Annotated in this window: 12 protein-coding genes; 3 read left to right on the top strand and 9 right to left on the bottom strand. The window is 60.9% G+C overall.

The window, feature by feature from the left end:
* Positions 1 to 31 precede the first annotated feature (31 nt).
* Complete coding sequence (locus tag IZV00_RS14210; RefSeq protein WP_196227086.1) at positions 32 to 892, bottom strand: MaoC/PaaZ C-terminal domain-containing protein; 861 nt, start codon at positions 890 to 892, stop codon at positions 32 to 34.
* Between the two features lie 158 nt (positions 893 to 1050).
* On the opposite strand from IZV00_RS14210, the gene IZV00_RS14205 reads away from it, so the two are divergent.
* Complete coding sequence (locus tag IZV00_RS14205) at positions 1051 to 2079, top strand: MDR family NADP-dependent oxidoreductase (protein WP_196227085.1); 1029 nt, start codon at positions 1051 to 1053, stop codon at positions 2077 to 2079.
* 24 nt (positions 2080 to 2103) lie between these two features.
* Here IZV00_RS14205 and IZV00_RS14200 read toward each other — a convergent pair whose 3' ends face one another.
* The 7 genes from IZV00_RS14200 to IZV00_RS14170 form a co-directional block, all read right to left on the bottom strand.
* Entirely contained in the window at positions 2104 to 2406 is a 303-nt protein-coding gene (locus tag IZV00_RS14200) for a YciI family protein (RefSeq protein WP_196227084.1), read from the bottom strand.
* A gap of 27 nt (positions 2407 to 2433) precedes the next feature.
* A complete protein-coding gene (locus tag IZV00_RS14195; protein WP_196227083.1) occupies positions 2434 to 2961 on the bottom strand; it encodes a MarR family winged helix-turn-helix transcriptional regulator in 528 nt (175 codons plus the stop codon).
* A gap of 161 nt (positions 2962 to 3122) precedes the next feature.
* A complete protein-coding gene (locus tag IZV00_RS14190; protein WP_230463431.1) occupies positions 3123 to 4292 on the bottom strand; it encodes an acyl-CoA dehydrogenase family protein in 1170 nt (389 codons plus the stop codon).
* On the bottom strand, positions 4285 to 5178 hold the full coding sequence (locus IZV00_RS14185; RefSeq protein WP_196227082.1) for an HpcH/HpaI aldolase/citrate lyase family protein: 894 nt from the start codon (positions 5176 to 5178) through the stop codon (positions 4285 to 4287). The genes IZV00_RS14190 and IZV00_RS14185 overlap by 8 nt, the downstream gene beginning before the upstream one ends.
* Positions 5175 to 5630: a MaoC family dehydratase gene (locus tag IZV00_RS14180; protein WP_196227081.1), complete on the bottom strand. Its 456-nt coding sequence runs from the start codon at positions 5628 to 5630 to the stop codon at positions 5175 to 5177. Before IZV00_RS14180 ends, IZV00_RS14185 begins: the two co-directional genes overlap by 4 nt.
* Positions 5630 to 6826, bottom strand: a complete 1197-nt coding sequence (locus tag IZV00_RS14175) for an acetyl-CoA acetyltransferase (RefSeq protein ID WP_196227080.1) — start codon at positions 6824 to 6826, stop codon at positions 5630 to 5632. Before IZV00_RS14175 ends, IZV00_RS14180 begins: the two co-directional genes overlap by 1 nt.
* 12 nt (positions 6827 to 6838) lie before the next feature.
* Entirely contained in the window at positions 6839 to 8278 is a 1440-nt protein-coding gene (locus IZV00_RS14170) for a 3-oxoacyl-[acyl-carrier-protein] synthase III C-terminal domain-containing protein (protein ID WP_196227079.1), read from the bottom strand.
* Positions 8279 to 8467: 189 nt separating this feature from the next.
* Here IZV00_RS14170 and IZV00_RS14165 point away from each other — a divergent pair, with 189 nt between their 5' ends.
* On the top strand, positions 8468 to 9217 hold the full coding sequence (locus tag IZV00_RS14165; RefSeq protein WP_196227078.1) for an electron transfer flavoprotein subunit beta/FixA family protein: 750 nt from the start codon (positions 8468 to 8470) through the stop codon (positions 9215 to 9217).
* A complete protein-coding gene (locus IZV00_RS14160) occupies positions 9214 to 10143 on the top strand; it encodes an electron transfer flavoprotein subunit alpha/FixB family protein (protein WP_196227077.1) in 930 nt (309 codons plus the stop codon). The genes IZV00_RS14165 and IZV00_RS14160 overlap by 4 nt, the downstream gene beginning before the upstream one ends.
* 259 nt (positions 10144 to 10402) lie before the next feature.
* Here the strand turns inward: IZV00_RS14160 and IZV00_RS14155 are convergent, their stop codons facing one another.
* The gene (locus IZV00_RS14155; RefSeq protein ID WP_196227076.1) at positions 10403 to 12073 is read right to left on the bottom strand and encodes an AMP-binding protein; all 1671 of its coding nucleotides are present in this window, start codon (positions 12071 to 12073) and stop codon (positions 10403 to 10405) included.

Genomic DNA, 12073 nt, shown 5'->3' with positions numbered 1-12073 from the left:
CGGAGACATATCCGTGCGCGCTGATGCCGCTCTATGCTTCGCTCACCTGCGCGGAGCAGCGGTCGAGCACCACCACATCCCGTTCCGCCGCCACCGCGCGGAAACGCAGCTGGCCGCCGCCCTGCTCGTAAAATTCAAAGCGGATCGTCTCGCCCGGCATGACCGGCTTGCTGAAGCGGACGAACATGCCCTTGAAGCGCGCCACGTCATTGTCGCAATAATGCGCCAGCACCGCGCGATTTGCGAGGCCCTTGGTGCACAGGCCATGCAGGATCGGCCGGTCGAACCCCGCCTTTCGTGCAATCGCTGGCTCTGCATGCAGCGGATTCCAATCCCCGCTCAAACGATAGATCAGGGCCTGGCCCGGCCGGGTAGCAATTTCCACCACCGCGTCGGGCTTTCCTTCCGGCACCGGATCGGCGGCCGGGATGGCATTGCCGAAACCGCCCTCCCCGCCATTGCCGCGCATGAACAGCGTCGATCGCACGGTCGCCAGATGATCCCCCGTGACCGTATCATACAGCGCCTTTTCCTGATGGAGCAGCGCGCCGCGCCCTTCACCTTTGTCCTCGATCCCGGCCACGCGATACTCGCCTCTTATCGTGCCCGTCGGGGGCAGCGGCTTGTGCATCGTCAAATCCTGCTCGGCGTGCAGAATTTTCACCCAGTCGATGCCGAATTCCGGCCGCTGCGCCCAGAATCCGGGATGACACAGGATGTTCGCAAAGCAGGGCAAGGAACGCAGTTCTTTTTCATAAACGAACGGCAGCTCTGCCTCATCCAGCGGGTCCAGGCCATAGCCCAGCCCCAGCGCATGGAGGATCGTGTCCCGTTTGTCATAGGATTGGACGATGGGCTCAATCGTCAGGTTCCTGATTTTCTCAATGTCCAAGCGTCATCCCTCCAATGGCGTTTCAAGACCACTCAACAGCCCAGCGGCGTTATATGGTGTGTTATCGTACCATACGCATTATATCTGATTTGACAACCTTTGGTGGGGGGATATAGATTGCAGGCATACGAGTTATTACCGCCTGATATGGAGCTTGCGTGCCGGACTTCATTCCTCCGTTCAGCACCCGCCTGACGAACCGGCAGGTCATCCTTGCACGCCGTCCGGCGGCCAGCCCCGTCGCAGCCGATTTCGCCCGCAAAGACGTCAGCATTGCATCGCCCGACGAGGGCCAGTTTCTGGTACGCAACCTCTATCTTGCGGCGGACCCGGTACAGCGCGGTTGGGCGGCCAATGAGGCCCTTACACCACTAGGTCAGCCGATGCGCGCGCTGGCGGTCGGTGTGGTCGTGGAAAGCCGCGATGATGGCATCCGATCAGGCGATGTAGTCTACGGCTTCTTCGGTTGGCAGGATTATAAGGTCGCGACACGCGGCGACCTGTTGTCGCACATCCCCCATCCGCGCGCGCCGCTTTCCGCCTATGCCGGGGTACTTGGCATGCCCGGCGTGACGGCATGGCTCGCACTTCAAGACATCGCGCCTCCCTATGAGGGCGCGGCCATGCTTGTATCAACGGCGGCAGGTACGGTCGGCAGTGTCGTGGGCCAGATCGGACAGCGCGCGGGCGCGTTCGTCGTCGGCCTGACTGGCAGCGATGAGAAGGTGGAAAGCTGCGTTCGCGACTATGGCTATGACGTCGCCTATAATTACAAGTCCGTCGATCTGGCGGCTACCCTTGCGGAGGCTCGCCCCGGCGGCTTCAACATATATTTCGACAATACCGGCGGCCCGATCCTGGATACGGCGATCCGCGCGATGGCCAGGCACGGACGTATCGTGCATTGCGGCACCGCCGCCACGCCCAGCTGGACCCCCCCGCCGACCGGCCTTCGCAACGAGCGCGAGATATTGATGCGCGCGCTTCTTTGCGGCGGCTTCGTCATCTTCGATCATGTCGCCCGCTTTCCCGAAGCCGTGGAAAAGCTGAGCGACATGGTACTGAACGGCGACCTGAAGTTTCACGACCATGTCGAACCCGGTATCGATCGGGTCAGTGGGGCCTTGGAGGCGCTTTTTGCGGATAGCAACGCGCCCAAGACGCTGGTCTATATTGGCGAGGATTAGCGGCTTCCGGAACTGCGCTCGCGTTCAGTCGCGCCGCCACTCGCCTATGGCAGGCCGCACCGGCTGAACGACGAAATCGCCCGTGAACACGCCTTCCTTGGTGAACGGGTCGCCCGCGAGCAGCGCGCGGACTGCGGCCTCATCTTCGGCCTCCAAAAGGAAAGAGCTGCCTTGGGGACTTGCGTCCGGCTTGTCTCCATCCAGCATCGCACCAGCGACTTTCACCGCAGCACCCTGTTCCAGCCAATAATCCAGATGGCGCTGCCGATGCTCCAGCCGAAGGGGTAGAGCGCCCGGCTTATCGGCGGCCAGAACGATAAAAAACATGAGCTTCCAGCCTTCCCGTCGCTGATTTCAGTCTTCGCCCTCGATCAGGCTCGAACCACCCTGTTCGCGCAGGACGTCCTTCAAATTCTGTTTCACCTGCAACAGCACATCCTCGCACACTCCCCGGTCGGCGTCCGATACGCCTTCCAGGATGCGGCGGTTCATCGTCGCGGCCAGTTCGATCATGAGGCCGATCACGTCGAACCCCTTTTCCGTGATGAACACACGCTTGGCCCGGCGGTCGTTGGCGTCTGCCCTGCGTTCGACATGGCCCGAGGCTTCAAGCCGATCGATCAGCCCGCCAACGGTCACCTTGCCCACTTCCATCAGCCGGGCGAGATCGACCTGCATCATCCCGTCATTGCCTGCCCGCGACAGGGTGCTCAGCACCGACCATTGCGATCGGGTGATCCCGTAAGGCCGCATCAGCAGATCCATCACGGTGCGCCGGATACGCGATACGTCATGCACCAGATAGCCGAACGTGAACTGTTGCGCGGAGGGCCGTTTCGGCGTCTTCTTTTTTGGCGCGGCCGCTTTCAGCGTGTTCGTCATTCTCACCATCCAGTCAAAGGCAATTTCAGTGCGTCATCATCATCCAACGATCCATAATTCGCCCTCACTGCAATAGCGTATGATAGCGAACCCGATGATCAGCAGGCGTATGATGTTTCATAGCCTCTCTATGCTGACCAGCTATGATCTGGCAACCGCCTTCATTTGCCGAACAGGTCGCGGCCGATAATCTGCTTCATCACCTCCGCCGCGCCGCCCGCGATGCGTACAATGCGGGCGTCGATATAAGCCCGCGCGATCGGATATTCGGTCATATAGCCATAGCCGCCGAAAAATTGCAGACACTGGTCGACGACCTTCACATGCAGATTGGTGACCACCAGCTTCACCTTCGCCGCTTCGACGCCGGTCAACTCTCCTGCAAGGAAGCGCCTGATGCACCAATCGGTGAAGGTCCGGGCGGACAGGATTTCGGCCGACAGTTCGGCGAGCACGAATTGCGTGTTCTGAAAATCCGCCAGAGTCTGGCCAAACATCTTGCGTTCGGCGGTGTAGGCGACGGTCCATTCCAGTGCGGCCTCCGCGACGCAGATGCTGCGCACCGCCTGCGTCAGCCTTTCCTGCGCCAGCTTGCCCATCATGATCCCGAAGCCCCCGCCCTCGCGGCCCAGAAGCCGCCAGGATTCCGCGCGGGCGTCCTCCAGGAAAATTTCCGACGTATCCTGGGCTTTTAGGCCGATCTTCTCAAGATTGCGGCCACGCTTGAAACCCGCTTGGTGCGTGTCGATCGCGATCAGGCTGACGCCCTTGGCGCCCGCCGCCGGATCGGTCTTGCAGGCACAGACCATTATGTCGGCGAGCTGGCCGTTGGAAATATAGACCTTTTGCCCGTTCAGCACATAATCATCGCCCTCACGCACGGCGCGGGTGCGGACTTCCTTTACGTCTGAACCAGCACCCGGCTCGGTCAATCCAAGCGCGCCGATATATTCGCCCGCGACCATGCGGGGCAGAACCTCGCGCTTCAGCTCCTCGCTGCCTGCCGTCAGTATATAGGGCGCGACCATTTCCGAATGCACCATGAAGCCGGGGCCGGTGATCCCCTTCTTCGCCAGCTCCTCAATGACGACGACATTGTAGAGCCAGTCGGCGCCAAAGCCGCCATATTCCTCAGGGATGTTGGGGCAAAGGATGCCCACCTCGCCCGCCCGCTTCCATATCTCGCGGGGGACGACTTCGTCCTTTTCCCACTGATGATGGTTGGGAACCAGTTCCTCATCCACGAACCGGGCGACCGTTTCGCGAAACTGTTCATGCTCGGCGGAAAAGATACCGCGTCCGCCTTCGCTGCTGTGCTGCACGTCAACCACGGCGCGCCTCGTGCATTGCCAATGTTCTTTCCGCCTGTTTGAGGTGAGGGATATCCAACATCTTGCCGTCCAGTCCTAATGTCCCGGAATCCGGGTTGGCGGCGAACAGGTCCACCACCCGCCGGGCGAAATCCACCTCATCGGCGGATGGCGAGAAGCTTTCGTTGATGATGTCCACCTGCGCCGGGTGTATCGCCACGCGGCCGGAAAAGCCTTCCGCCCGCGCGGCCTTGCATGAGGCGCGCAGACCTTCGGGATCACGAAAATCGACGTAGAGCGTGTCCACCGCTTCGCCGCCTGCGGCATGCGCGCCGAGCAGGCACAGCGAACGCACCATTTTGTAGGTATGCGTCCATTCGCCGTGCGCATCGGTGTTACCGCTCGCGCCGATAGCTGAACTCAGATCTTCCGCGCCCCATGTCAGCCCGTACAGCCGGTCGAGACCCGCCGCCGCATAATCGCCCAGCCGGAAGGGGGAGACTGCGGTTTCGGTCGCCACCGGCAGGATGCGGATCGAACCCTGCTCGACACCGGATGCCGCTTCCAGCGCGCTCAGATAATGGCTGACCTGCGCCACATCCTCCGGACCGTTGACCTTGGGCAGCATGATGCCATCGGGCGCGACTGGTACGATCGCGGCCAAGTCTTCCAGAGTCCAGGGGGTGTCCAGCGGATTGACGCGCACCCATAGCTGCGACTTTCGTGCAGCGCGTGGACGTTCCTTGATAAAGGCCGGAACCATCTCCCGCGCCACTGGCTTGCGCGCCATGGCGACGGCGTCTTCCAGGTCCAGGATGAAGGCATCGGCAGAGACGCCATCAACCTTGCCCAGCTTCTTCTCGCTGTCGCCGGGGATGAAGAGGAAGGATCGGATCGGCAGGGTCATGACGCAGGCCTTTTGAGCTGTAGGCCGGACCGCTTGCACGACGCTACCAGTTCATCCTTCTGATTATAGGCCTTGTGAAGAAATGTGACGATCCCGGCTTCAGGCCGCGACTTTGACTCGCGCAGATCGATGACCTCGCTCGTGACGTGGATGGTGTCCCCGTGAAACAGCGGATTCGGGAAACGCACCTCATCCCAGCCAAGGTTCGCGACCGCCGTGCCCAGCGTCGTGTCCCCAACCGAAATGCCCACCATCAGGCCAAGCGTGAAGGCCGAATTGACCAGCCGCTGGCCGAAGGGCGTCCCCTTCATATATTCCTCATCCAGGTGCAGCAGCGCCGGATTGTGGGTCATGCAGGAAAACAGAACATTGTCTGTTTCGGTGATGGTGCGCCGAATGGGATGATCAAAGACCATGCCGACTTCAAGCTCGTCAAACCAGACTCCAGGCATCACGCAAGTCCCAGGATAGAGATGGCGGCGATGCCCTGATAGGGAACACCGCCCAGATTGTGGGTCAGTCCGATGGACGGGCTGGCAAGCTGCCGCTCCCCTGCCCGGCCCAGCAATTGGCTGTAGACCTCATAGGCCATGCGCAGGCCCGAAGCGCCGATCGGGTGCCCGAAACATTTGAGACCGCCGTCGATCTGGCAGGGCATCGCCCCATCGCGGTCGTAGCGCCCGTCCAATATGTCGAAAACTGCCCGACCATCGTCGGAAAAGCCAAGGTCTTCCATCGTCACCAGTTCGGTGATGGAGAAACAGTCATGCACTTCGCTGAGGTTCACCTGGCGCTTGGGATCGGTGATCCCTGCTTCCTTATATGCCCGCGCCGCCGCGTTGCGGGTGGTGGCGACATAGCTGCCATCCCACTCATTGGTCTGCGTCTCGCGGCCGGAACTGGTCGACAATTGCAGCGCCTTGATCGTCACCAGGTCCGTCTTGCCCAGCGCCCGCGCGATTTCCGGCGTGGTCACGATCGCGCAGGCCGCGCCATCCGACACGCCCGAACAGTCGAACAGGCCCAGCGGATCGGAAATCATCGGCGCGTTCATGATGGTTTCCATCGGCACCGCCTTCTGGAAATGCGCCTTGGGGCTGTGCACGCCATTCTGGTGGCTTTTCCACGACACATGGCTGATGGCGCGCTTCAAGTCTTCCTTGCTGGTGCCATATTTCGCCCGGTAATAGGGCGCGAGCTGAGCAAAGCCAGCGGGCGCGGAGCCCAACGGCATCCACATGTCGTTAAACGTACCCTTGAAAGCTGGAGGCAGGCCGCCAAAGCCCGTGTCCTTCAGCTTTTCCGACCCGATCGCCAGCGCAATATCCACGGCGCCCGACGCCACAGCATAAGTGGCTCCGCGCAGCGCTTCTGTTCCGGTCGCGCACATATTTTCGACGCGGCTCACTGGAATGCCTTCAAGCCGCAGCGCCATCGCGGCGGGAATGGAGCTGTTGCCGACATTGACGCTATCGCCCCAGCAACCGAACCATGCCGCTTCGATCTGGTTACGCTCGATCCCCGCGTCGGCGAGCGCTTCCTCAAACGCCTCCTTCATCAGGTCGGCCGACCCCATGTCCCATCGTTCGCCGAATTTGGAGCAGCCCATGCCCAGAAGGGCCACCTTGTCCTTGATACCCGTCGCCATGTCGCGAACTCCTCAGGCCGCGCTCAGCGGCGTCGATTTCCAGAAGTAGCGGTTATATCCCCGCTGGCGGTCCTTCTCCTTGATGCGGAAGACCATGCGAACCTGATCCCCGGTGTCGATCCCATCCGGGCCGATATCCACCATCTCCATCAGGACGCGCGCGCCATTGTCGAACTTGACGAAGCCAACCCACAGTGGTGGTGAAGGATGATAGGACAGCCAGTCAGCGGTTGACGTCAGGACTTCCGCAGTCTTGTTCCGCAAGGGAACGTCAGTGAACTGCTCCCCCGGGGCGTGACATTGCACGCAATATTGCATCTGAGGGAACTGAACTGCACCGCAATTGCCGCACTTTCCAGCGTTGAAACCTTCGAGCTGGTCTGCGGAGCGATACTGCTCGGTCAGAGCCGTTTTGGCGCTCTTCTCCGAACGCATGCCCCATTCATTTTCGATCCCGCCATAGAATGACAGCATCCGCAGGTAGCTGTCCGTTCGCAAGCCATCCGCGATAGAGCCGACGACGCCCCGCGCGGGGCGGACGGATGCGATTGCCTCTGTCGCCTGGAATATCAGGACATCGGCACCCTGACCGAAACCGACCAGCAAGATCCGATCGCCCGGCTGCGCCTTTTCCAGCGTCGCCGAGAACATCAGCAGCGCATGGGCCGCACCCGCATAGCCTACGCCATCGTCCAAGGCTCCGGCTACAGCGCCTCCAAACTTCAGCTTCTTGGCCACCATATCCGCCGCACCCTTCAGATAGGAGGGCATGACGAAATGCTGAATATCGCCAATGGAGAGCTGCGCCTGATCCAGCGCCGCCCTGACAGCCTGCGGCACGATCTTCGCATAACCTTCGTCGCGGACCCACCTTTCTTCCCAGCCATAATCGCTCTGGGCGTTCGCCGACCGGAAATGATCGACGAAAACTTCGGTGAGAGACGCTGATCCGATCAGCCGCGCCACCACGTCACGGTCTGAGATCACAAAGGCGGCCGCCCCCGCGCCAAAGCTCATTTCCTGCGCACTGGCAGGCTTTGCGAACGGATTGTCGGATGCCACCACAAGAGTCGGCTCCGCGCCCTTGAGCGCTTGTAGCAGGGCAGAGGTCCCCGCCCGCTGCGACCCAGCGGCGTCCGACGTAGCGACGCTTGCCGGAGCGCCGATCGCCCGCGCCATGATCGCTGCATTTTGAAGGTCGGCATAAGGCAGGCTGGTCGATGCCAGCCGTACGGCCTTGACGCTATCCAGACTGGTGTCAGCCAAAGCATCGCGGGCAGCTTCGACGCCCATGGTGATGGCGTCTTCATCCCAACTGGTGAACGCCCTGCTGCCTTTCGCCTGCCCACGCAGGCCGGGCGCCATCCAACCATGCGCTTCCGCTATCAAGGAACGATCCAGCCGAAGCCGGGGAACATAGGCGCCGTAGCGCGAAATGCCGAGTTGAGTCATTCACCTCACCTGTTCAAGGACGCGGCACCGGGCCGCTCGCCGCTCTTCATTGCGACGGTCATGTTCAGCCAAGGACTCATTTAGTTCGCTCGCGTATGTTACGCAAGGAACTTATTTTATGCAGGCCGCTTTACGCCGGGGATTCGAGGTTATATGGGGTCGTATGCATGCATACTGATGGAGAGGCGCATGAAGATTCTTGTGCCCGTGAAGCGGGTCATTGACTATAATGTGAAGCCGCGTGTGAAGGCGGATGGGACGGGCGTCGATCTGGCGAACGTCAAGATGAGCATGAACCCGTTCGACGAGATCGCGGTCGAGGAAGCCATTCGCCTGAAGGAAAAGGGCGTGGCGACCGAGGTCGTCGCCGTGTCGATCGGCGTCGCCAAGGCGCAGGAAACGCTGCGCACGGCGCTGGCCATGGGTGCGGACCGCGCGATCCTGATCCAGACGGATGACGAAGTCGAACCGCTGGGCGTCGCCAAGCTGCTCGCCAAAGTGCAGGAAGAAGAGCAGGCTGGCCTGATCATCCTGGGCAAGCAGGCGATCGACGACGACAGCAACCAGACCGGCCAGATGCTGGCGGCGCTACTGAACCTGCCGCAGGGCACCTTTGCCTCGAAGGTCGAGGTTGAGGGCGACAAGGTCAGCGTGACCCGTGAAGTCGATGGCGGCCTGGAGACGGTGAAGCTGAACACGCCTGCCATCATCACCACCGACCTGCGTTTGAACGAGCCGCGCTATGCTTCGCTGCCCAACATCATGAAGGCGAAGAGCAAGCCGCTCGCGAACAAGACGCCCGCCGATTATGGCGTCGATATCTCGTCGCGTCTGGAGACGCTGAAGGTCACCGAGCCCGCCAAGCGTTCGGCTGGCGTCAAGGTTGCCGACGTCGATGAACTGGTCGCGAAGCTCAAGGCTCTGGGAGTTGCAGCATGAAGACTCTGGTATGGGTTGAACATGAGGGCGGCGCCGTCAAGGACGCGACCCTTTCCGCCGTCACCGCCGCTGCGAAGCTGGGTGAAGTGCATCTGCTGGTCGCTGGCGCTGGCGTCGGTGGCGTGGGTGAGGCTGCTGCGAAGATCGCTGGCGTGGGCAAGGTCCATGTCGCTGATGACGCGGCATTCGGCCATGCGTTGGCAGAAAATGTCGCGCCGCTGGTCGTTGAACTGATGGCCAGCCATGACGCGTTCGTCGCGCCTGCCACCAGCAACGGCAAGAATATCGCGCCGCGCGTCGCGGCTCTGCTGGACGTCATGCAGATCAGCGACATCCTGTCGGTCGAGAGCGAAGATACCTTCACGCGTCCGATTTATGCGGGCAACGCGATCGCGACGGTCAAGTCCAAGGACGTGAAGAAGGTCATCACCGTTCGCGGCACTGCTTTTGAGAAGGCGGCGCGCGAGGGTGGTTCGGGCGCGGTGGAAGCCGTGGCCTCGACGGGTGACAAGGGTCTGTCGAGCTTCGTCGGCGCCGAGATCGCCAAGCAGGAGCGTCCGGAGCTGACGTCTGCCAAGATCATCGTGTCGGGTGGCCGTGCGCTGAAGGATGGCGAGACGTTCGAGCAGGTGATCTTCCCGCTGGCCGACAAGCTGGGCGCGGCGGTGGGTGCTTCGCGCGCTGCTGTTGATGCGGGTTATGTGCCGAACGACTATCAGGTCGGGCAGACCGGCAAGATCGTGGCGCCGGAAGTCTATATCGCCGTGGGTATTTCCGGCGCGATCCAGCATCTGGCGGGGATGAAGGATTCAAAGACCATCATCGCCATCAACAAGGACGAGGATGCGCCGATCTTCCAGGTCGCGGACATCGGCTTGGTCGGCGACCTGTTCAAGGTGGTGCCGGAGTTGAACCAGAAGCTCTAAAGGCCTCTTTTGTCAGCACGCCAATGAGCCCTCGATCCTGCGACGAGGGCTCCCATCCTGCCATCAGGGGCAAGCATCGAAACGACTGGCTTGCCTTAGGGCCGATCGACATTCAGGAGATGGCGAGCCGAGCCGAAGGCCACCGAAGGTAAAATGGTGGTTTTCCGCGACCCGGAGCGCAGCGTACTCAAAGTACGTGAGCACCGGAAGCGCGGAGAACCGCCATTTGCAGGCCGCCAGAACTGAATGTCGGTCGGACCTAGCTTTGCCCCTCAAATTCCTCCACCATCGCCTGACGTATCAGATACTTCTGTACCTTTCCAGTCACGGTGGTCGGAAACGCGTCAACGATCCGTATGAACCGGGGTATTTTATAGTGGGATATCTGGTTCACACAAAATGCCCTGACCTCATCTTCAGTCAGTTTTTCGTCGGCGCGTAATGTTATCCACGCACAGACTTCCTCCCCCATATGATCGTCCGGCACGCCCACGACGGAGACATCCTCGACGGCTGGGTGCATCCGCAGAAAATCCTCGATCTCACGGGGATATATATTCTCCCCCCCACGAATGATCATGTCCTTTATCCGGCCTACGATGCTCCCATAGCCAGCCTCGTCCAGCACGGCCAGATCGCCGCTGTGCATCCATCCGTCTGAATCGATGGCGGCCATCGTCTGCACAGGATCGTTCCAATATCCCATCATGACGGAATAGCCCTTCGTGCATAATTCTCCCGGCGTTCCGCGCGGGACGATCACGCCGTCGGCATCGACAATCTTGCATTCGAGGTGCGGTTGAACTTGGCCGATGGTGGTGGTTCGACGTTCGATCGAATCTCCGGGCACGGTCTGGAAACTGACGGGGCTGGTCTCCGTCATCCCATAGGCGATCGTCACATTTCGCATGTTGAGGCGATCCACAACGTCCCGCATCAATGGCTCCGGACAAAGCGCCCCGGCCATGCACCCAGTGCGCAATGAGGACGTATCGGTCGCATCCGTCTCGAGCCGTGCCAGAACCGCAATGAACATCGTCGGAACGCCATATAGGGCGGTACAGCGCTCCTCCGCCACCGTACGCAATACCGCCGCAGGATCGAACGCGCTCGATGGATAGATCATGGCCGATCCATGCGTGATGGCCGCAAGGTTTCCCATAACCATCCCGAAACAATGGTATAGCGGCACAGGGATGCAAATGCGGTCGCCGGGGATCAGGCCCATGGCGCTGCCGACAAAATAGCCATTGTTAAGGATGCCGCGATGGCTGAGCGTAGCGCCTTTCGGCAAACCTGTAGTGCCGCTGGTGAACTGAATGTTCACTGCGTCCTCCGCCCGAATTTGCGGCTCAATCGAACGCAGATGATCCAGAGACGGAGCCGACGATAGCAGGTCGTCAAAGCGCAGCCAGCCCGGACGCGGCTGTTCACTGATAAGGATGGCCGCTTTGAGCGTCGGCAGCCGCTTTGCTTCCAACTGCCCCGGTACGCAGCCGGGCAGCTCCGGAGCCAGCGTCTCGATCATGTCGGCATAGGCACTGGTCTTGAATCGTTCGGCTGCCACCAGCGCGCGCAATCCGACGTTGTTGATCGTATATTCGACTTCCGACAATCGATAGGCGGGGTTTATCGTTACCAGGATCAAGCCTGCGCGGACGGCTGCGAACTGCGTCAAGGCCCATTCCGCGCAGTTAGGCGACCAGATGCCGATGCGATCCCCCGGCTGCAGGCCGAGCTCCAACAGTCCGGCAGCCAGCTTATCGGAAAGAGCAAGTAGATCATCATAGGTCCAGCGGATATTCTGTTCCACCGAAACCAAAGCATCGCGATCACCCCACCGAATGGCAGCGTGCGCCAGAGCCTGTCCTATCGTCAAATCCAGAAGCGGGGGGTCCGTTCTACCCCGGACGTAGCTGAGAGCGCTCAC

This window comes from Sphingobium sp. Cam5-1 (assembly GCF_015693305.1).
Classification (GTDB): domain Bacteria; phylum Pseudomonadota; class Alphaproteobacteria; order Sphingomonadales; family Sphingomonadaceae; genus Sphingobium.
The sequence above is the reverse complement of the archived record's forward strand: the minus strand, read 5'-3'. Positions and strand labels throughout refer to the sequence as shown.

Excerpts from the sequence above, each read along its gene's own strand:
- IZV00_RS14200 (WP_196227084.1), bottom strand. The coding sequence starts at position 2,406 with ATGTTTTTTATCGTTCTGGCCGCCGATAAGCCGGGCGCTCTACCCCTT.
- IZV00_RS14195 (WP_196227083.1), bottom strand. The coding sequence starts at position 2,961 with ATGACGAACACGCTGAAAGCGGCCGCGCCAAAAAAGAAGACGCCGAAA.
- IZV00_RS14185 (WP_196227082.1), bottom strand. The coding sequence starts at position 5,178 with ATGACCCTGCCGATCCGATCCTTCCTCTTCATCCCCGGCGACAGCGAG.
- IZV00_RS14180 (WP_196227081.1), bottom strand. The coding sequence starts at position 5,630 with ATGCCTGGAGTCTGGTTTGACGAGCTTGAAGTCGGCATGGTCTTTGAT.
- IZV00_RS14175 (WP_196227080.1), bottom strand. The coding sequence starts at position 6,826 with ATGGCGACGGGTATCAAGGACAAGGTGGCCCTTCTGGGCATGGGCTGC.
- IZV00_RS14170 (WP_196227079.1), bottom strand. The coding sequence starts at position 8,278 with ATGACTCAACTCGGCATTTCGCGCTACGGCGCCTATGTTCCCCGGCTT.
- IZV00_RS14165 (WP_196227078.1), top strand. The coding sequence starts at position 8,468 with ATGAAGATTCTTGTGCCCGTGAAGCGGGTCATTGACTATAATGTGAAG.
- IZV00_RS14160 (WP_196227077.1), top strand. The coding sequence starts at position 9,214 with ATGAAGACTCTGGTATGGGTTGAACATGAGGGCGGCGCCGTCAAGGAC.